Origin of the sequence: Micromonospora sp. NPDC049891 (assembly GCF_040660295.1) — a bacterium.
Taxonomy (GTDB): domain Bacteria; phylum Actinomycetota; class Actinomycetes; order Mycobacteriales; family Micromonosporaceae; genus Micromonospora.
The window spans coordinates 42,077-58,050 of sequence record NZ_JBFAML010000003.1 but is presented as its reverse complement, the minus strand read 5'-3'; the positions used below and the strand labels follow the sequence as shown (position 1 = coordinate 58,050).

Annotated in this window: 21 protein-coding genes; 10 read left to right on the top strand and 11 right to left on the bottom strand. The window is 71.3% G+C overall.

Annotated elements, in window-relative coordinates:
- Positions 1-55 precede the first annotated feature (55 nt).
- The 3 genes from purM to amcA all read left to right on the top strand — a co-directional run bounded on the left by purM (position 56) and on the right by amcA (position 2,695).
- Positions 56-1,210 (top strand): phosphoribosylformylglycinamidine cyclo-ligase, encoded by a 1,155-nt coding sequence (purM, locus tag AB0I71_RS05685; protein WP_357582080.1) that lies wholly within the window; start codon positions 56-58, stop codon positions 1,208-1,210.
- Between the two features lie 176 nt (positions 1,211-1,386).
- Positions 1,387-2,490, top strand: a complete 1,104-nt coding sequence (amcB, locus tag AB0I71_RS05680) for a cyclophane-forming radical SAM peptide maturase AmcB (protein ID WP_357582345.1) — start codon at positions 1,387-1,389, stop codon at positions 2,488-2,490.
- Positions 2,459-2,695: a multiple cyclophane-containing RiPP AmcA gene (gene amcA, locus AB0I71_RS05675; protein WP_357582079.1), complete on the top strand. Its 237-nt coding sequence runs from the start codon at positions 2,459-2,461 to the stop codon at positions 2,693-2,695. Before amcB ends, amcA begins: the two co-directional genes overlap by 32 nt.
- 146 nt (positions 2,696-2,841) lie before the next feature.
- Here amcA and AB0I71_RS05670 read toward each other — a convergent pair whose 3' ends face one another.
- Positions 2,842-3,054, bottom strand: coding sequence for a DUF3073 domain-containing protein (locus AB0I71_RS05670; RefSeq protein ID WP_093403828.1), 213 nt, complete (start codon positions 3,052-3,054; stop codon positions 2,842-2,844).
- 293 nt (positions 3,055-3,347) lie between these two features.
- Positions 3,348-4,430 carry a Glu/Leu/Phe/Val dehydrogenase dimerization domain-containing protein gene (locus tag AB0I71_RS05665; RefSeq protein ID WP_357582078.1) on the bottom strand — a complete coding sequence of 361 codons (1,083 nt, stop codon included), beginning with the start codon at positions 4,428-4,430 and terminating at the stop codon, positions 3,348-3,350.
- Positions 4,431-4,691: 261 nt separating this feature from the next.
- On the opposite strand from AB0I71_RS05665, the gene AB0I71_RS05660 reads away from it, so the two are divergent.
- Positions 4,692-5,531: a hypothetical protein gene (locus AB0I71_RS05660; RefSeq protein ID WP_269740393.1), complete on the top strand. Its 840-nt coding sequence runs from the start codon at positions 4,692-4,694 to the stop codon at positions 5,529-5,531.
- Between the two features lie 258 nt (positions 5,532-5,789).
- Entirely contained in the window at positions 5,790-5,999 is a 210-nt protein-coding gene (locus tag AB0I71_RS05655; protein ID WP_007073996.1) for a BldC family transcriptional regulator, read from the top strand.
- 102 nt (positions 6,000-6,101) lie between these two features.
- On the opposite strand, the gene AB0I71_RS05650 is transcribed toward AB0I71_RS05655, so the two are convergent.
- Positions 6,102-6,482 carry a PPOX class F420-dependent oxidoreductase gene (locus AB0I71_RS05650; RefSeq protein ID WP_357582077.1) on the bottom strand — a complete coding sequence of 127 codons (381 nt, stop codon included), beginning with the start codon at positions 6,480-6,482 and terminating at the stop codon, positions 6,102-6,104.
- 54 nt (positions 6,483-6,536) lie between these two features.
- On the opposite strand from AB0I71_RS05650, the gene AB0I71_RS05645 reads away from it, so the two are divergent.
- Positions 6,537-7,325 (top strand): methyltransferase domain-containing protein, encoded by a 789-nt coding sequence (locus AB0I71_RS05645; protein WP_357582076.1) that lies wholly within the window; start codon positions 6,537-6,539, stop codon positions 7,323-7,325.
- Between the two features lie 83 nt (positions 7,326-7,408).
- Here AB0I71_RS05645 and AB0I71_RS05640 read toward each other — a convergent pair whose 3' ends face one another.
- On the bottom strand, positions 7,409-7,705 hold the full coding sequence (locus AB0I71_RS05640; RefSeq protein ID WP_099852498.1) for a hypothetical protein: 297 nt from the start codon (positions 7,703-7,705) through the stop codon (positions 7,409-7,411).
- Between the two features lie 194 nt (positions 7,706-7,899).
- Here AB0I71_RS05640 and AB0I71_RS05635 point away from each other — a divergent pair, with 194 nt between their 5' ends.
- Both AB0I71_RS05635 and AB0I71_RS05630 read left to right on the top strand, forming a co-directional pair.
- A complete protein-coding gene (locus AB0I71_RS05635) occupies positions 7,900-8,847 on the top strand; it encodes a 3-hydroxyacyl-CoA dehydrogenase family protein (protein WP_357582075.1) in 948 nt (315 codons plus the stop codon).
- The gene (locus tag AB0I71_RS05630; RefSeq protein ID WP_357582074.1) at positions 8,844-9,587 is read left to right on the top strand and encodes an enoyl-CoA hydratase/isomerase family protein; all 744 of its coding nucleotides are present in this window, start codon (positions 8,844-8,846) and stop codon (positions 9,585-9,587) included. The genes AB0I71_RS05635 and AB0I71_RS05630 overlap by 4 nt, the downstream gene beginning before the upstream one ends.
- 58 nt (positions 9,588-9,645) lie before the next feature.
- Here AB0I71_RS05630 and AB0I71_RS05625 read toward each other — a convergent pair whose 3' ends face one another.
- Complete coding sequence (locus AB0I71_RS05625; RefSeq protein ID WP_357582073.1) at positions 9,646-11,004, bottom strand: ABC transporter substrate-binding protein; 1,359 nt, start codon at positions 11,002-11,004, stop codon at positions 9,646-9,648.
- A gap of 154 nt (positions 11,005-11,158) precedes the next feature.
- On the opposite strand from AB0I71_RS05625, the gene AB0I71_RS05620 reads away from it, so the two are divergent.
- Positions 11,159-11,548 carry a hypothetical protein gene (locus tag AB0I71_RS05620; RefSeq protein WP_357582072.1) on the top strand — a complete coding sequence of 130 codons (390 nt, stop codon included), beginning with the start codon at positions 11,159-11,161 and terminating at the stop codon, positions 11,546-11,548.
- A 34-nt stretch (positions 11,549-11,582) separates the two neighbouring features.
- Here the strand turns inward: AB0I71_RS05620 and AB0I71_RS05615 are convergent, their stop codons facing one another.
- Positions 11,583-12,095, bottom strand: coding sequence for an SRPBCC family protein (locus AB0I71_RS05615; RefSeq protein ID WP_357582071.1), 513 nt, complete (start codon positions 12,093-12,095; stop codon positions 11,583-11,585).
- A gap of 196 nt (positions 12,096-12,291) precedes the next feature.
- Between AB0I71_RS05615 and AB0I71_RS05610 the strand changes: the two genes are divergently transcribed.
- A complete protein-coding gene (locus tag AB0I71_RS05610; protein ID WP_357582070.1) occupies positions 12,292-13,257 on the top strand; it encodes a hypothetical protein in 966 nt (321 codons plus the stop codon).
- Between the two features lie 76 nt (positions 13,258-13,333).
- Here the strand turns inward: AB0I71_RS05610 and AB0I71_RS05605 are convergent, their stop codons facing one another.
- The 5 genes from AB0I71_RS05605 to AB0I71_RS05585 all read right to left on the bottom strand — a co-directional run bounded on the left by AB0I71_RS05605 (position 13,334) and on the right by AB0I71_RS05585 (position 15,915).
- On the bottom strand, positions 13,334-13,939 hold the full coding sequence (locus AB0I71_RS05605; RefSeq protein WP_357582069.1) for an isoprenylcysteine carboxylmethyltransferase family protein: 606 nt from the start codon (positions 13,937-13,939) through the stop codon (positions 13,334-13,336).
- 4 nt (positions 13,940-13,943) lie between these two features.
- A complete protein-coding gene (locus AB0I71_RS05600; protein ID WP_357582068.1) occupies positions 13,944-14,642 on the bottom strand; it encodes a cation transporter in 699 nt (232 codons plus the stop codon).
- Positions 14,639-15,016, bottom strand: coding sequence for a metalloregulator ArsR/SmtB family transcription factor (locus AB0I71_RS05595; RefSeq protein WP_357582067.1), 378 nt, complete (start codon positions 15,014-15,016; stop codon positions 14,639-14,641). The genes AB0I71_RS05600 and AB0I71_RS05595 overlap by 4 nt, the downstream gene beginning before the upstream one ends.
- A 90-nt stretch (positions 15,017-15,106) precedes the next feature.
- The gene (locus AB0I71_RS05590) at positions 15,107-15,553 is read right to left on the bottom strand and encodes a MerR family transcriptional regulator (protein ID WP_357582066.1); all 447 of its coding nucleotides are present in this window, start codon (positions 15,551-15,553) and stop codon (positions 15,107-15,109) included.
- Positions 15,550-15,915 carry a hypothetical protein gene (locus tag AB0I71_RS05585; protein WP_357582065.1) on the bottom strand — a complete coding sequence of 122 codons (366 nt, stop codon included), beginning with the start codon at positions 15,913-15,915 and terminating at the stop codon, positions 15,550-15,552. Before AB0I71_RS05585 ends, AB0I71_RS05590 begins: the two co-directional genes overlap by 4 nt.
- Positions 15,916-15,974 lie beyond the last annotated feature (59 nt).

The following is a 15,974-nucleotide window of genomic DNA, read 5'->3' as shown; positions in this document are numbered from 1 at the left end:
GCTGCGGCGCCGGTCACCGTCGACGCGACAGCCGAGAACCACAAAGGGGAGAACCGTGACGCACGTGTCCGAGCGCAGCGGCGCAGGAAGCAGCCCGAGCGGCGCTGGCGGGGACCGTCAGCCCTGGACGGCCGGTTCCGGCCGCCCGGCGCGCAAACGCTCGGTCTCGTACGCGGACGCCGGGGTGTCCATCGAGGCGGGCGACCGTGCCGTGGAGCTGCTGAAGTCGAAGGTGAAGCAGACCCGTCGGCCGGAGGTGATGGGCGACCTCGGTGGTTTCGCCGGGCTGTTCCGGCTGGACACCACGAAGTACAAGCACCCGATCCTGGCCTCCTCCACCGACGGCGTCGGCACCAAGCTGGTGATCGCCCAGCAGATGGACATCCACGACACGGTCGGCATCGACCTGGTCGCGATGGTCGTCGACGACCTGGTCGCCTGCGGCGCGGAGCCGCTGTTCCTGCTGGACTACATCGCCACCGGCGAGGTGGTTCCGGACAAGGTCGCCGAGATCGGTGCCGGCATCGCCGACGGCTGCCGGTACGCGGGCTGCGCGCTGCTGGGCGGGGAGACCGCCGAGCACCCGGGTGTGCTGCGCCCCGACGAGTACGACATCTCCGCCACCGGTGTCGGCGTGGTGGAGGAAAGCGAGATCCTCAGCTCCGAGCGGGTCGAGGTGGGCGACGTGGTGATCGCGATGCGGTCCTCCGGCCTGCACTCGAACGGGTACTCGCTGGTCCGGCACGTGCTGCTCGGCGCCGGCCGGATGCGGCTGGACGTGGTGATCGACGACTTCGGTCGCCAGCGCACCCTCGGCGAGGAGCTGCTCACGCCCACCAAGATCTACGCACAGGACTGCCTCAAGCTGATCGCGGAGGCCGACGTGCGGGCCCTGGCCCACGTCACCGGCGGCGGCATCCCCGGCAACCTGGTGCGGATCCTGCCGGAGCACGTGGACGCCGTGGTCAACCGGTCGACGTGGAAGCCGCAGCCGGTCTTCGACCTGATCCAGTCCAAGGGCCGGATCGACGACCCGGAGATGGAAGCGACGTTCAACATGGGCGTCGGCATGTTCGCGATCGTGTCGGCGGAGGACGCCGACCGTGCGCTGGCCACGCTCACCGGGCGTGGCGTCGACGCCTGGCAGGTCGGCGAGATCATCGAGGGCACCGGTGAGGTGCAGATGGTCGGCCAGCACACCCGAGGATGATCACATTGCGCTGATTGTCCGACCACCTGATCAGGGCTTCACCCGAGTGGCCGTCGCCGCCTAGCCTGAAGGGCACCCTCGAAAGCTGTGGGGCGCGCCCATGCCGGGTCGCGCCCGGCAGCCCAAGACCGCTACGGAGGAGGGCGATGGCTGCGCGGGGACGGTCATTTGGCGGGATGCGGGGCCTGGCCACCGTCCCGTCGTACGTCGTGATGCAGCCCACCACCCTCTGCAACCTCGACTGCGCGTACTGCTATCTGCCGTTTCGGGCGGCGGACCGGCAGATGCCGGTCGCGGTGGCCGAGGCGGTGGCCGCCTCGGTGAACCGGTGGGCGTCCACCGACCGGTTCTCCGTGGTCTGGCACGGTGGGGAGCCGCTGGCCGCCGGCCGGGAGCGGCTGGCGGCGCTGATGGCACCCTTCGGGCCCGAGGTGGAGCACCACGTCCAGACCAACGCCACCCTCATCGACGATGCCTGGTGCGAGTTCTTCGCCAGGCACCGGATGCGGGTGAGCGTCAGTGTGGACGGGCCGCGGGAACGCAACGGCGAGCGGGTCACCCGGGCGCACCGGCCCGCGTACGACCGGATCGTCCGCGGCGTGGCCGCGTTGCGTCGGCACGGGCTGCCGTTCTCGGCGCTCGCGGTGGTCAACGACCCGTCTCCCGGCCGGGCCACCGAGCTGTACGACTACTTCCTCGACCTCGGGTGTGAGGTGCTCGGCGTCAACATCGAGGAGACCGAAGGGGTCAACACCCGGGACAACGCCCATGACGCCCCGGTGGTGACCGGGTTCTGGGCCGAGCTGGTCTCGGCCTGGCGGCGGAATCCCCGGATCCACCTGCGGGAGGTGGAGTGGTCGTTGCGGTACGCCGCCGCGGTGCTGGACGGTACGGCTGACGACCTGCTGCCCCGTCGCCTCGATCCGATACCGACTGTGGCGTACGACGGCTCGGTCGTGGTGCTCTCGCCCGAGCTGGCCGGCTTCACCGATCCCCGCTACGGCGACTTCTCCAGCGGAAGCGTGCTCACCACCCCGTTGCACGCCATCCTGGCCGGCGCGGGGCGCACGCCCTGGGTCGGCGAGTTCATCGACGGCGTGGAGGCGTGTCGCTCCTCCTGCCCGTATTTCGGTTTCTGTGGCGGAGGCCACGCGGCCAACCGCTACTTCGAGCTGGGGCGTTTTGACGGTACGGAGACCGAGCACTGCCGCAACAGCAAGATCCGCCTACTGGAGGGAGTGTTGGAGCATGCCCGAGATCACCAGTCACCGGGAGCCTGAGACCGTGACGGGAGACGAGCCCGACCAGGTCGCCGCCCGGGTGCGGGAGGCCGCTGCCGGACTCAACGCCCTGCTCCACGAGGCCGAGGTCGCGCGTCAACTACGGGCGGAGGTGGCGGGTGGCGACGGGGCCAGTGCGGTCTGCGCCTGGAACCACTTCGAGAACATCCCGACCTTCTACAACTGGAACAACCGTCCCCGCTGATCAGTTCGTGCCGAGGGCCCGCCAGGCCGCCGGAGCATCGTCCGGCCATGGTGGGCCCTCGACTCGTCGGGTGCTGCACGCCGCTGCGTAGCGGGCACATACGTGAGCACGCGGGCAGTCACCGCGTGCTCAGATGTGACCGGGGGTCAGCGGGTCGGACGGACCCAGTTGTCCGGGTCGTCGTCGGAGTGGTCCTCGTCATCGTCGACGTACTCTTTGTAGTCGTCGTCGAAGTTGCGGTCCGACTTGCCGCTGCCGCCGAGTTCTCGCTGCAAGGCGGCGAGGTCGGTGTTCGGGGAGTGATACTTCAGCTCCCGGGCCACCTTTGTCTGCTTGGCCTTAGCACGGCCGCGCCCCATGGCTCGACCCCCTCGCACAGAATGCGGGGCAGCCCGAAGGCGGGCCCCGATGACGTCAGGCATCTCTCGTGGCTCTTACGGTACATGGGGATGCCACCGTTCGGCACCTCGGGTTACCTACGACCGCGACCGCGCGTTGCGGTTGTCAGGTCGTCACCCATTGTACCCGGTAAGGAGCGATGCCGGGAACGGTCGTGACACAGGGCAAATCTCCACGAACGCGTCGTATCTTCAGCTTAGTCGGCCCATGGGCGTCGGGGGCGGGACCACGGCCCGCCCCCGACGGCGCGTCGTCAGCGCAGGTGGATCGCGCGCAGTCGGCCGATCTCGGCCATCCGCCGCTCGGCCAGCCGGTCCGCCGCCACGGCTGGCGGCACGCCGTCGGTGTCGGCGAGGCGGAGGATCTCCCGCGTGGTGTCGTAGATCCGGGTGGCGCGCAGCTTGGCCCGCTCGAAGTCGAAGCCCTCGATCTCATCCGCGACCTGGATCACGCCACCGGCGTTCACCACGTAATCGGGGGCGTAGAGGATGCCCCGGTCGGCGAGCAGTTTCTCCACGCCGGAGTGGGCGAGCTGGTTGTTGGCCGCCCCGGCGACGACCTTGGCCCGCAGCGCCGCCACCGTGTCGTCGTCCAGGGCGCCGCCGAGGGCGCACGGGGCGTACACGTCGATGTCGGCGGAGACCAGCGCGGAGACGTCGTCGACGAGGTGCACCTGGGGGTGCGTGGTACGGGCCCAGTCCAGTGCCCGCGGGCTGACGTCGGTGGCGACCACCTCGGCGCCGTCCTCCAACAGGTGACCGACGAGGTACTTGCCGACCTTGCCCAGCCCGGCGACACCGACCCGCCGACCGTGCAGCGTCGGTACGCCCCAGACGTGCTCGGCCGCCGCCCGCATGCCCTGGAACACACCCCAGGCGGTGAGGATCGAGGAGTCGCCCGCCCCGCCGTGCTCGACGCTGCGGCCGGTGACGTACCGGGTCTCCCGGGCGATCACGTCCATGTCGGGTACGTAGGTGCCGACGTCGCAGGCGGTGTAGTACCGGCCGCCCAGTGACTCCACGAAGCGGCCGTAGGCGCGCAGCAGCGCCTCGCTCTTGATCTGCTCGGGGTCACCCCAGATGACCGCCTTGCCGCCGCCGAGGTCCAGGCCCGCGAGGGCGTTCTTGTGCGCCATGCCGCGGGAGAGGTCGAGCACGTCGGCGAGGGCGGCCTCCTCGCTGTCGTACGGGTAGAAGCGGGTGCCGCCGAGCGCGGGACCCAGCGCGGTGGAGTAGATGCCGATGATCGCCTTCAGGCCGGTCTGCTTGTCCTGGCAGAACACGACCTGCTCGTGACCCGTGGACTCCGGGTCGTCCGTGGTGGCGAATACGCCCATGACTGGCTCCTGTGTCGGCGGGCGCCCTTGTGAGGCGCGGACCTGGTCAACGCCGGCGGGGATGCTGCCGGTGCTGCGAGCCTAGTCTCGGCGCGTGTCGCGCCGCTCTCCCGAGTAGCCGCCGTCCCGCCCTGCGGGCGGTCCGTCCCGGCCCCGCGACAGGCGACGTGGCGCGGCTTTGCCCGGTTGATCCCGCGCCGCGTCGGGTCGCGCGGTGACGCCGAGCAACGCTCGGCTTGCCGTTCGTGGGAGGATCGCGCCGTGCCGTCGCTCTTCGCTTCATACCTGCGCGTGTACGAGCCGCTGACCGCCTTCGACCGGGATCGCCAGTCCTACTGGCGGCGCTACGTCGAGCAGGGGCGGGCGGTGGCGCCGGTGGAGGGGCCCGGCCGGCAGCGGACCTCCGTGATCGAGGCGCTCGGCGCCGGTTGGACGCGGCTGCCCGACCTGCCGGACGAGGCGTACGTGCTGGAGACCGACGAGACCCTGCTGGTCTGCCCGTGGAACCTGCGCATCCGGGTGGCTGAGGCGGCGTTGAGCGCGCGGGACGGGGTGCCGCCGGTGCTGGCCGACGCCTTCGTGCCGCCGGTGCTTGCCGGGCAGGCCAAGGCGGTGGTGGAGGACTGGCGCAGCGGGGCCCGGGTGCTGGAGCACGGCGTCCCCCGGGTGCACGAGCAGATCGCCACCTGGGGCGTGCCACTGCGCTGGTTCGTGCTCTTCGAGGCGCAGGAACGCAACCACGTGACCGTCCCCGACCGTCGCTCGCTGCGCTTCCGGACGGAGATCTCCAAGGCCCGCCGTCGCTCGTCCCGGGCGCTCGCGGTGCTCCGCAAGTCGGTTGGCGACGCGCCGATCACCGAGGCGGTCGAGGAGGCCGCCCGCTGGCTTGAGGAGTTCCATCCGCGTTCGGTGGTGGAACTGGACTACGGCGGGCTGGTCGAGCTGCTCTCGGACGAGACGCTGGCCGAGGACGATTCGCCGGAGCTCGTCGCGGCCGGATTGGCCGGGCTGTCCCGTGGTGAGGCGGAGGAGGCATCGGCGGCGTACGACAAGCTGGTTGCCCGCTGGCGCGCGGTACAACTCCTGGAGCGCTGCAACTAGTTCCTGGGACACAATGTCCCGATTTCAGGCCTCAACACGAGGCAACTTCGTAGTTGACGCATCACGAACCGTGATCATGAGTCCGAATAAGTTACTTTCTGGCGTGTAAAAGTCGAATAAATCGGGCATGGTTCATCCGTCCGTCTAGGGACGTTCGGCCGTTCGGCCCATGTCGGACATCGGGGACTAGCCGGACCATGGGAGACGCGTCGGCCGGCGGGACCCCGGCCGATGTCTATACATGTGGAGGAGTGACCGATGGCATCGCGAACGCACGAACCAGAGCCGCTACTCACACCGGCCGAGGTGGCGTCGATGTTCCGTGTCGACCCGAAGACGGTGACCCGTTGGGCGAAGGCTGGCAAGCTGAGCGCCATCCGGACCCTCGGCGGCCACCGCCGATACCGCGAGTCTGAGGTCAGGGCACTGCTGCAGGGACAGATTCCGCAGCAGCGCCAGGGGGACTGACCACACGGTCGGATAGTAGAGCTTCATGAAGGGCGGCGGACTCGTTCCGCCGCCCTTCGCCGTGCCCGGACGACGATGTCGGCGGAAGCCGGGCCGGCAACGTCAGTCGGTCAACTCGACCCGGATGCCAACGGTGCCACCCTCCCCCCGGCGCAGCCGGCTGCCGAGCAGGGTCAGCCGGCCGATCACCCGGTACTTCTGCTTGATCAGGCCACGGATGCGACTGGTGGCGCCGGGGTCGTAGAGGCTCGCCCGGGCGGGCACCGCCTCGCCGTGCGGCCGGCCGCGTACGTCACAGGGGGCCACCGTGACGTTCCCGCTACGGCGGATCCGCTTCACCTTGCCGGCATCGGCCGCCGACCACACCGCCAGGGCGTCGCCGTCGCGGACCGCCCAGACCGGGGTCGGCACCGCACGACCGTCCTTGCGGAACGTCGTCAGGAGGATGTACTTCTCCGCTGAGAGGCGGTCCAACGTGGTCACGCCGACAGGATACGGGCGCTGCGGCCGGCTGAGCGGCCGGATAGCGTGAAGCACGTGACGGGGGAGCCACGGATCGGTGACGTCTTCGGGGAACTGCTGCGCGACGCGCTGGCCGTGGCGACCGGGATCGGTCCCCGGCCGCTGGCCGGTGGGCGCCTGCCCCGCCCGGTCATCGAGATCATCGAGCGGGACGACGGGCTGGTCAACGGCGCGCCGGCCGCCCACTACCTCGACGGGCCGCAGGACTGGCAGCCGCACGACCACCGCGCGGTCGACCGGGTACGCGGCGCGACGCTGGATGTCGGTGTCGGCGGCGGACGGATCGCGCTGCTGCTTCAGGAGCGGGGCGTACCGGTCACCGGGCTCGACACCTCAGCCGGCGCGCTACAGGTGTGCCGTCGCCGGGGCGTACGCGACCTGGTGCACGCCACCGTCGACGAGCACGCCGCGAGCGGGCGGCGGTACGACACCTTCCTGCTGCTCGGCAACAACCTGGGCCTGATCGAGGGACGGGAACGGGCTCCGGCCTTCCTAGCCGCGCTGGCGGCACTGGCCCGCCCCGGTGCGCAGGTGATCGCCCACGGCACCGACCCGTACGGCACCCGGGATCCGGTGCACACCTCGTACCACGAGCGCAACCGGCGACGGGGCCGCCTGGGCGGGCAGTTGCGGCTGCGGCTGCGCTACCGCGAGCTGGGTACCCCCTGGTTCGACTACCTGGTCTGTTCGGCCGAGGAACTCGCCGAGCTGGTGCACGGCTCCCCCTGGAAGTTGGTCGACGTGGACAACCGCGACGCCCCGTACTATCTGGCCACCCTGCGGCTGACCGACGGGTCGGGCTGAGTCCGCGGCGATGGAGGACCGGGTGACGAACGGGCCCCCTGCTGCGCCGGAGGCGTCAGCAGGGGGCCCGCTGCGGTTACCGCTCAGACCTGGATGGTCGGCGGAAGCTGCTCCGGGGGGAGCCCACCGTCGCCGTCGACCACCTCGTCGGGCTGGCCGTCCTCGTCGATGTCGACCATCGTGACGTCCACCTTGCCGTCCCCGTCGGTGTCGAACTGGAACAGGTCGGCCTTGCCGTCACCGTCGGTGTCGACCACCCACACGTCGGTACGGCCGTCGTTGTTGGTGTCGGCACGCAGCAGCTCGACGCGCTCGTCGCCGCGCGTCTCGACGGTTCCCTCGGCGCCCGCGCCGTCCACGGTCTCCGGTGCCTGGCTCATCTGCTCGTCCTTCCCTCGGTTGTCGGCGGTCTGTACCCGATCCCGTCCGCCCCCACGCATGGGACCGGGTCCGGCGCTGCATAGGGTCGCAGCATGACTGAGCGGAGCGTACGGGCTGACACCCGGCGTGGCGGCGACCCCGCGCGCCGGAGGCGTCAGCGAGGGACCCATTCTCACTGTGCGGTGGTGTCGCGATGACTGAACGGTTCGTGGTGGTGGGTGCCGGCACGATGGGCCTCGGCATCGCGTACGTGGCGGCCGGTAGCGGTCACGCCGTGGAACTGGTCGAGGTGGACCGGGAGCGCGGTGACGCGGCGGTACGGCGGCTCGCCGAACTCTGGGAGCGGGCCGTGCGGCGCGGCAGGCTCAGCGCCGAGCAGGCCGACGCCGATCGGGCGCGGATCACCCTGCGGTCGGGGCTCGCCGAGGTCGCACCGGCACCGGACGTGATCGTCGAGGCGGTACCCGAACGGGCCGACCTCAAGCGGGCGGTGCTCGCCGAGGCCGAGGCGCTGCGCCCGGCACTGCTGGGCAGCAACACCTCAAGCATCCCGATCGCCGACCTGGCGGCGGAGCTGACCCGGCCGGAGCGCTTCTGCGGGCTGCACTTCTTCAATCCGGTCTGGGCGATGGCGCTGCTGGAGATCGTGGTCGGGCCGGCCACCGCACCGGAGACCACGGACGCGGCCGTCACGCTCGCCGGTCGGCTGGGCAAGGACCCCGTCGTGGTACGCGACATGCCGGGCTTCGCCACGTCCCGGCTCGGCGTGACCCTCGGGCTGGAGGCGATCCGGATGGTCGCCGACGGAGTGGCCAGCCCCGCCGACATCGACAAGGCGATGGTGCTCGGCTACCGGCACCCCGTCGGCCCGCTGGAGCTGACCGACCTGGTCGGCCTGGACGTGCGCCTGGACATCGCGCGTACGTTGCAGGCCGCGTACGGTGACCGGTTCGCCCCGCCGCCGCTGCTTGTGGAACTGGTCGCCGCTGGCCGGCTGGGCAAGAAGTCCGGGCAGGGCTTCTACCGGTGGACCGACGGTGTGCGTTCGGGCGGCAGCGAGCCGTTGGAGGCCGCTGGCGGCGCTCCGGCGGCGGGACCGACCCCGGACGGCGCGGGCTCGTCGCCGGAGGTGACGCGATGAGCGGACTGCGGATCGAGGAACAGCCGGACCGGCTGGTGGTCACGCTGGACCGGCCGGAGAAACGCAACGCGATCGACGCCGATCTGATCGCGGCCCTGCACGAGGTCTGCGCCGAGCTGGAGGCCCACCCCCGGATGCTGCTGCTGACCGGCGGCACCGACGGGATCTTCGCCGGCGGGGCGGACATCGCCCAACTGCGGGAGCGCGGCCGGCTGGACGCACTTGCCGCGATCAACTCGGCGGCCTTCGCCCGGATCCGGGCGCTGCCGATGCCGACCGTGGCGGCGATCGACGGCCCGGCCCTCGGCGGCGGTGCCGAGCTGGCGTACGCCTGCGATCTTCGGGTCTGCTCGGAGCGGGCGGTTTTCGGCCAGCCGGAGGTGCGGCTCGGCATCCTGGCCGGTGCCGGCGCCACCCACCGGCTGCCCGCGCTGGTCGGCGAGGGACTGGCCAAGGAGCTGTTGTTCACCGGCCGGCGGGTGGACGCGGCGGAAGCGCTGCGGATCGGCCTGGTGAACCGGGTGGTGACCACGCCCGACGAGCTGCTGCCGGCGGCGCACGCTCTGATCGACGAGATGGCCAAGGGCTCGGCGTTGGCGCTGCGGTTGACCAAGCTCGCCGTCGACGCCCCGGCCGCCGCGCATCCACAGCTGGACCTGGTCAGCCAGGCGGTGCTCTTCACCGACGAGGAGAAGCAGCGCCGGATGACCGAGTTCCTCGAACGGCGGCGAGGTCGCTAGGACCCCGGAAACAGCGACGGCCGCACCGTGCGCGGTGCGGCCGTCGGTGTCTGCCGGATCAGGAGGCCAGCGCGGCCAGCGGTACGTCGGCGTCGGCGAGCGCCCGGATCACCGCGGCGGACTCGCTGAAGCCGATGATCAGCACCGCGTCGGCCCCGAACTCCTTGATCTGCTTGGCGCCCTCACCGAAGTTGATCGGGGCGGCCTCGGCGTCCTCGCCGGGCTCGTAGCCGAGCAGCTTCACCTTGTCGCCGCCGAATCCGGCCCGCTCCAGCTCAGTCCGGACGACTTCCCGCAGGCCCTTGCCGTAGGAGTCCTCACGCGCCACGATGGCGATCTTCTGTGGGCCGTCCCGGAGGATCACGTCGGCGAGCGCCCGCCCCTGGAGACTGTCCGGCGGAGCGGTACGGAAGTAGAGACCCTTGTCGTCGGCCTCGGTCAGGTCCGCCGCCGTGTTCGAGGGCGAGAACAGGATCAGGCCGGCGTCCACCACGTCGGGCAGCACGGCCGCGGAGATGCCCGAGCCGCCGGCACCGATGATCACGTGCACGCCGGCGTCGATGTGGCTCGCCACTGTCGCCTTGGCCACGGTCGGGCTGGTGCCGTCGTCGCCGTCGATCCAGACCACGTCCTCGCCGAGCACCCCGCCGGCCGCGTTGATCTCCTTGAGTGCCAGCGCCGCACCGGCTGCGATCGGCGGGTTGGCGATGGCCAGGTCACCGGTCTTGGGCAGCAGACCGCCCAGCACCAGCGGGGCTCCGCTCTCCGGGTCGGGGAAGGTGCCGTCCTGCCGCTTGCCCTTCGGTGGCGCCTTCCTGCTGGCCGTCGACTCGTCACCGGCGCCGACGAACTCCGTCTTGGCGTCGTTGAGCTGCTGACCGTCGAAGTGCAGGGTGGCGTAGCTGGCGGTGGCCGGCTCGCCGGCGTCGGTGAAGCCGGCCCGGGTGATCGACACGCTGCGGTACTCGATGTCGGTGCCCTGGCGGGCCAGCCGCAGGCACTGGCTCACCGAGGTGCAGCTGGTGCCGTTGTTCGTGACGCCCACGATCTGCTTGGCGATGGCCGCGGAGTCGGTCGAGCCGGCGAGCTGCGCCGCGAGTGCGCTGATCACCACCGCGTCGTACGCCTCGGCGGCGTAGAGGTAGTCGGTCAGCCTCGGGTCCACGGACCGTAGCCGGTTCTTGAAGTTGTCCGGCAGCGGCGTGAGCGGGGTGGTGCCCTTCATCCCGTCGACCAGGCCGGCACGATCCTTCAACTCGTCAGGGTACGAGTTGAGCATGTTGCCGTCCGTGCCGTAGAGGCGCACCTGTTGGGTGGTCGCCTCCTCGGGCTGCTCGTCCCCGCAGGCGCTGGTGGCGAGCAGGACCGTGGCGCAGACAGCCAGGATGGCCGTCCGCGAGCCGCGTGACATGTGCATGGTCGTCCTTCCTCGGGCGAAGGTCCGCTGCGCAGACTAGCGTGCCGTGACCGGCGGCGGGACCGTGGAGGCGGGTCTATCCGCAGGTCGCCTCCGCCATGTACGGAGAGTAATCGCGGTGGCCTCCTTGACCGGCACCCGTACTGTGCGGTCCGTGACCGACTCGCCACAGCAGATGTTCGAGGACGCCGCCGCCATCCTCAGCTCGGCCCTCGACGGGGACTCCGACGCGGTGGTGGGGACCTTCGACGAGGTGGTCGACCGGGCCGGTCTGGCCGGTGCGTACGACGTGGCGTGGTGCCTGGCCGCGACGATGGTCGGCGATCCGGTGCCGCCCGGGGCCTGCGCGCTCGACTTTCCCGGCATCGACCAGGCCGGGTACGACGCTCGGTGGGTGGCCCGTTTCGTCAGCGCGTACGCCAACGCCGACCTGGACACCGCCCGGGCGCTGTTCGGCGCGGCGGCCGCCGACGGGCTGCTGCCGGAGTGTCTGCTCACGCTTGCCGGCTCGACCGTGGCGACGCTGCGGCATCGAGCCGCCTGACCGTTCGGGTCGGTCAACGCGCCCGGCCCGGCGCTCATGCCGGCGAGTGGGTCAGGGCCGTCGCGTAGCGGGAAAGCAACTCGTGCCAGCCGGCGGTCAGGGCACGTCGGTAGCCTTCGGCGGCCTCGCCGTGCCGGTCGAAATGCCGGTGCGTCACCTCGATGAGGGTGCCGGAGTCGGCGGGCGTGAAGAGCACCTCGACCTCGCTGGCCTGCGCCGGATCGGGCACCGGTGCGCGATCCGCACCGATCTGCCAGGTGAACACCAGGCGGCGGGGTGGATCCCAGGTCAGCACCCGCCCCCAGTCGTTGCGGAAGCCGTATGGCCCGACCTCGTAGAGCATCCCGCCGGGGCGGCGCTCCATGCCCAGCTCCGCCAGGACGCCCGGGCCCGACCAGGTGTACTCCATCACCCACCAGTCGGCGAGCCGACCGGTGAAGACCTCGTACGCCCGATCCGCGGAGGTGGGCACACGCAGGGTGCTGCGGAGTGCGAACCGCTCAAGATCCTGCTGGATGTCGGTAGGATCGGCCATCCCCTGTCCCATAGGCCCGGACCATACCGGCTCATGCCCCGGTGCGCAGCTTCCCCCGATGTCCGTCCCGCCTGATGATCGTCGTACTCGCGGACGTCGATCGATCATGCGTTGTCGATGCGACGTTCGCCGGGATGGCCGTCCGCAGAGCGGGTATGCGCGGCGGGACGTCGCCGGGCGGTCCGCGACGGTGAGGCGGAGCGGGGACATGACAGACAGCGAAGAGCGATCGGCGCTCGGTGCCGGGCGGCCGACCGGGCCGGGCGGTGGCGGTGAGCCGGAGCCGGACGTGCTGCTCGACGTCCCGAAGGTCTCGGTCAAGTCGATTCAGCTTTCCGTGGACCGGCTGGACGCCGACCTGTCCCTGCGGGCCCGGCTCGCCGGTCTGCTCCAGCTGGACGCCGGTGTCCGGGTACACGTCGAGGGCGTGGAACTCGACGTCGAGGGCGTCGAGGCACAGGCTCTGCTGAAGGTGCGCCTGGAGAAGCTGGTGACGATCCTCGACCGCGCGCTGACCACGATCGACCGGAACCCGCAGGTCATCGATGCGTTGGCCAGCACTGCGAGCGCGGTGTTGGAGGACGTGAACCGGACGGCGGGCGAGGCCGTCAGCGCGAGCGGGCAGTTGGCCGCCGCCGTCGGGCCCACCGCCGGGCAGTCCGCCGGACGGCCAGACCCAGCCCTGGGGCGGACCAGGCCGGTGACTCCGGCAGCTGTCCGGCCCACTGGTCCGGCGACTCAACCGCCCACCCGGTCCGGCCGGCCCGTCGGTGGGCCGGAGGAGGTCGCCGGCCCGTCGAGCCGGGCAGCCGGCGGCGCGGGGCCGGTGGGTGGGCAGCCGGGCGGGGCCACCGACGAGTTGGGGCAGCAGGTGGGTGCCGTCGGGGCGGTCGCCGACCGGACCGCCGGACGCGAGCCGGACGACCGGGACCGGATCCGGGATCGGGAGCCGGGTCAGGGTCGGGACCAGGGTCAGGCTCGGGGGGAAGGTCGGCAGGCTGGCCGGGGAGACGATGAGACTTCGCCGCCGGAGCCCGGCCCACCCGGTCACGGTGGGACGTCCGGTACGCGGCAGCTGGCCGAGCAGGCGGGAGAGACCCTGCTACAGGCCGGTCGTAGCGTCTGGGAGGCGATCCAGAGCGGTGTGACGCAGCACCGACAGCAGGATCGATGACCCGCCGGCGGTCAGCAGCGCGGCGGTGCAGCCACTTCGGATGAACCATCCGAGCCGGGCGATGGAGAGGTCTGTGTCAACCGGCCAGTCGACCGAGGCCGGGCAGGAAACGCCCGACTCGTCTCGCATAGCGGCGGTAGACGTCCCCGTGGGTGGCGATCAGATAGGGCTCCTCCACCATCCGGACCTGTACCTGCAGCGCCACGATCAGGACGCTGAGGGCGGCGAGTGCCGCGGCGTTGGGCACCATCAGGGTCAGGCCGAGCATGGTCACCGCCATGGCGGTGAAAATGGGATTACGGGCGTACGCGAACGCCCCTCCGGTCACCAGCTCGGTGCGTTCGGACGGATCGACTCCGATGCGCCACGAGGCGCCCATGGCGAGTTGAGCGGCGAGCGTCGCGCCGATACCGGCGACGGTCACGACGAAACCTGCGAGATGCAGCGGTCGGTGATCCAGACCGGGCAGCGGAGGCAGGCCGGCGAGAGCGGCGGCCGGGCCGGCGAGGCCGAGTACGAGGGCGGCGACGAACAGCAGCTTGGCCCACCATCGCAGCGTGCCGGGCGGGCCGGCATCGAGACGCAGGCCGGTGTCTCCGGTGCGGCGCCACTGCGCGAGCGTGCGCCAGCCGAACGCGAGCAGCAGGCCGAGCAGGTAGAGCAGCAGTGCGAGCGAGGCCATGTCGTCACGCCTTCCGGTTGGTGCAGCAGTTGTCTGAGCAGCCCGAGGCCGGGCCGGCGGTGATGTCGGCGACCGCAACGGGTACGCAGTCGTCGCAGTGCTCGCCGCGCCACGCCTGCACGCCTTCCCGCACGGCGACCCCGGCGATGACGAGCCCGGCGATCGGGTCCGCCCAGGACCAGCCCCACAGGGCGTTGAGGAGCAGACCGACGAGCAGCACCGCGGACAGGTACGTGCACAGCAACGTCTGGGTGGAGTCGGCCATGACCGTGGCGGAGCCGAGTTCGCGGCCGGTGCGACGCTTGGCGGCGACGAGCAACGGCATGACGATCAGCGAGGCGACGGCCAAGCCGATCCCGACCGGGCTGGCATCCGCCTCTCCGCCGCCCAGCAGCGAGCGGACTGCGTCGAAGCTCACCCAGGCGGCCAGGGCGAAGAAGGACAGGCCGATCAGCCGCAGCGCCAGCCGCTCGCGATCCTCGGGCACCCGGGAGCGAAACTGCCAGATCAACACCGCAGCGCTGGAGACCTCGACGAACGAGTCCAGGCCGAAGCCGATCAGCGCAGTGGAGGAGGCGGCCGCTCCGGCGGCGATGGCCACCAGGCCCTCCAGCAGGTTGTAGCCGGCGGTGGCGTAGGCCAGCCACAGGCTGCGTCGGGACAGCACCGCCCGCCGGTCGGGGGCCAGTGCCGACGTGCTCACGCCTGGGCCTCGGCCGGCGGGCGGTTCGGCGCGCTTCCGGGCGCCGGGGCGCCGTACACCGGACAGAGGGCGACCGCCTCGCCCGTGGCCACCAGCAGCAGCTCCGCCGAGCGCAGCAGGTCCAGCAACTCCGGCCGGGTCAGCGCGTAGAACGACTGGCGGCCCTCGACCCGGTAGTCGACGAGGCCGCAGTCGCGTAGGCAGGCGAGATGCTTGGAGACCGTCGACTGAGCCATGCCCAGCTCGCCGGTCAGGTCGACCACGCGAGCCTCGCTGACCGTGAGGCGGCGCAGGATGGCCAGCCGGGTCGGGTCGCCGAGGGAGCGGAACAGCGCTACGGCCGGGGTCACTCCCGACGTGCAATCAATCGCCACATCGCGATGATAGCCAGAATGTGTGATGAATTGTTCCGCCTGATTTCGGCGGTGGGGCGCACCTGCAGGTCGGTCCAGGTCGGCAGGGGCTCAGTGGCCGGCATTGTCGTTCCTCTCGGCGAGTTCAGCGAAGGGCAGCGGGCAGCAGGGGCTGTCAGCGCAGGCGACCAGGTCGTCGCACCCGGCGGAGACGGCGGAGCGCAGGGTGTCGCGGATGACTGTCAGGTCCGTCAACCTCTGCTCGATCTCGGCGAGTTTGTCCCGGACCCGGGCCTGCAGCCCGCTGTCGGGACGACGGCCGTGCCGGTGACGGCCGGCGTCGAGCAGGTCGGCGACCTCGTTGAGGGTGAAACCGAGACGCTGCGCCGTCTTGATGATCCGTAGCAGGGTGACCGTCTCGGCCGGATAGATCCGGTGCCCGCCCGGCGACCGCTGCGGGGCGGTGAGCAGCCCACGTCGTTCGTAGTAGCGCAGGGTCTGTTGGTTGACCCCGGCCGCAGCGGCCAGTTCCCCACTGCGCAGCCCGGCCGGCGTCATCTCCGCCGCCGTACGGCGGCGGCCCGGTCAGCGAGGGCGTCCAGCACGTCGACCTGCGCCGCTGGCACCCGGACATCCAGGGTCAGCGAATCCGGGTCGGATCGGGACAGGTCGAAGGTGAAGAACGAGCAGCACGACGACTCGCGTGCCGTCAGGTCGCGGGCGGTCTCCTCCACCTGTGCCGCGCTGTCGAGCCGCAGCCGCAGATGCCGCGCCGACACCCGCTCCGCAGCGCGTACGGCTTCGTCGAAGAACCTGTCGAACTCGGCGAGCCGCAGCGGTCGTTCCGCCGTCGGCAGGGTGCACGCCTCCGGCACCCACGCCGCTCCGGTCTCTCCGGTGCTGATGTCCTGGTCGCTCATGTCCCGACGGTAAGCCGGTACCCAGGTACCGGATGCAAGCTCCGGAGCCGGCATTGACC

Bases quoted from the DNA above. Each gene is read 5' to 3' on its own strand.
- amcB (WP_357582345.1), top strand. From the start codon at position 1,387: ATGCGGGGCCTGGCCACCGTCCCGTCGTACGTCGTGATGCAGCCCACC.
- amcA (WP_357582079.1), top strand. From the start codon at position 2,459: ATGCCCGAGATCACCAGTCACCGGGAGCCTGAGACCGTGACGGGAGAC.
- AB0I71_RS05670 (WP_093403828.1), bottom strand. From the start codon at position 3,054: ATGGGGCGCGGCCGTGCTAAGGCCAAGCAGACAAAGGTGGCCCGGGAG.
- AB0I71_RS05665 (WP_357582078.1), bottom strand. From the start codon at position 4,430: ATGGGCGTATTCGCCACCACGGACGACCCGGAGTCCACGGGTCACGAG.
- AB0I71_RS05655 (WP_007073996.1), top strand. From the start codon at position 5,790: ATGGCATCGCGAACGCACGAACCAGAGCCGCTACTCACACCGGCCGAG.
- AB0I71_RS05640 (WP_099852498.1), bottom strand. From the start codon at position 7,705: ATGAGCCAGGCACCGGAGACCGTGGACGGCGCGGGCGCCGAGGGAACC.
- AB0I71_RS05635 (WP_357582075.1), top strand. From the start codon at position 7,900: ATGACTGAACGGTTCGTGGTGGTGGGTGCCGGCACGATGGGCCTCGGC.
- AB0I71_RS05630 (WP_357582074.1), top strand. From the start codon at position 8,844: ATGAGCGGACTGCGGATCGAGGAACAGCCGGACCGGCTGGTGGTCACG.
- AB0I71_RS05625 (WP_357582073.1), bottom strand. From the start codon at position 11,004: ATGCACATGTCACGCGGCTCGCGGACGGCCATCCTGGCTGTCTGCGCC.
- AB0I71_RS05615 (WP_357582071.1), bottom strand. From the start codon at position 12,095: ATGGGACAGGGGATGGCCGATCCTACCGACATCCAGCAGGATCTTGAG.
- AB0I71_RS05610 (WP_357582070.1), top strand. From the start codon at position 12,292: ATGACAGACAGCGAAGAGCGATCGGCGCTCGGTGCCGGGCGGCCGACC.
- AB0I71_RS05605 (WP_357582069.1), bottom strand. From the start codon at position 13,939: ATGGCCTCGCTCGCACTGCTGCTCTACCTGCTCGGCCTGCTGCTCGCG.
- AB0I71_RS05590 (WP_357582066.1), bottom strand. From the start codon at position 15,553: ATGACGCCGGCCGGGCTGCGCAGTGGGGAACTGGCCGCTGCGGCCGGG.
- AB0I71_RS05585 (WP_357582065.1), bottom strand. From the start codon at position 15,915: ATGAGCGACCAGGACATCAGCACCGGAGAGACCGGAGCGGCGTGGGTG.